General features: G+C 34.7%; 2 protein-coding genes. Both read left to right on the top strand.

What is annotated here, in order from left to right; genetic code table 11:
* A partial coding sequence (locus B2X72_RS11395; RefSeq protein ID WP_286849652.1) for a hypothetical protein occupies window positions 1-453 on the top strand: 453 nt, incomplete at its 5' end.
* Between the two features lie 41 nt (window positions 454-494).
* The gene (locus tag B2X72_RS11390; protein WP_145330731.1) at window positions 495-1,058 is read left to right on the top strand and encodes a hypothetical protein; all 564 of its coding nucleotides are present in this window, start codon (window positions 495-497) and stop codon (window positions 1,056-1,058) included.
* The last annotated feature ends 168 nt before the right edge of the window (window positions 1,059-1,226 follow it).

Here is a 1,226-nt window from a genome sequence, read left to right as displayed (position 1 = left end):
AACAACCACAATCAAATCTTTCCGGCTTCAGGTATCCCTTCGGCGATCGAAATGGTGCTAAAGTATTGCAAAGTGGTGGATTTTAATTTTTATGACTTGCAAATTAAATGGCAAAATAAAACGGATGGTTCTTTTCGCGACTTTGATAAAAAGGAATTATACGGAATTACTTTTTCCCAGAAATTTAATTTGCCACGGGATGAAAGTTTTCCGGTGGACAGTCTTTTTCAAGCGATAGAGAATGAATTGAAATCTGGGAAAAAGGTAATTATCGCACTTCAGGTGGAAACAGGTTGGTCCATTTTTGTCGTCTATAAACAAACTCCGGATGGCGAATTTGTTTCTTACAGCAAGTACGGCAGCCATACAACGATATTTCGAAATACAAAAGAAATTGTGAAAAAGTCTAACGGTACAGAAATCATGACGTACAGCATTGCACCTCATTTGTAGTGAAGTATTATCTTATCTTACAATCAAAAGTAATTTAAATTATGAAAAAAGTTCTCTTAAGTTTAGTTGTGTTAATGTCCACATCTTTTGTTTTTCATTCGAACGCTCAAACACATAAAGACGATAATTTTGAGTTTTTTGATACTGTCATAAATAACCACAATCAACTCTTTCAAATGTCTTGCATTCCATCTGCTATCGAAATGATCTTAAAGTATTACAAAGTGGTGGATTTTGATTTTTACGGCTTACAAATTAAATGGCAAAACAAAGCAGATGGTTCTTTCCGGGATTTTGACAATAAAGAATTATACGGTATTACTTTTACTCAAAAATTTGTTTTACCCCGAGATTCTAGCTTTCCTGTGGACAGCCTTTTTCAAACGATAGAAAATGAATTGAAGTCTGGGAAAAAGGTTATTATCTCCCTTCCGGCAGATGGTGGCTGGCATATGTTTGTTATATGCAAACAAACTCCGGATGGAGACTTTGTATCATATAGCAAACTTGGAAGTCATACATTAATACTTAGAAATACAAAGGAGATTGTGAAAAAGTCTAATGGTACGGAAATCATGACCTATCGCACTCCTCCTGGTATGTAGCCTTTGCGAGAAAGCCCTTTTAAGAATAGTTCCCTATCATTTTGCCAAACTGTTATTTGGTCCCAATAAGTCTGGAAAAATCTACAGGATTCTGATCAGTCAAAATCAAATTTAAAGTTTATATCTAATCACATCTGTCCTAAATAAATTTTAGGATTGGATTTCTGT

Origin of the sequence: Sphingobacterium sp. UBA7253 (assembly GCF_002472745.1) — a bacterium.
GTDB classification, from domain to species: domain Bacteria; phylum Bacteroidota; class Bacteroidia; order Sphingobacteriales; family Sphingobacteriaceae; genus Sphingobacterium; species Sphingobacterium siyangense.
Note: the sequence above shows the minus strand (reverse complement) of the source record. Positions and strands in the feature narration are given on the sequence as shown.

Excerpts from the sequence above, each read along its gene's own strand:
- B2X72_RS11390 (WP_145330731.1), top strand. The coding sequence starts at position 495 with ATGAAAAAAGTTCTCTTAAGTTTAGTTGTGTTAATGTCCACATCTTTT.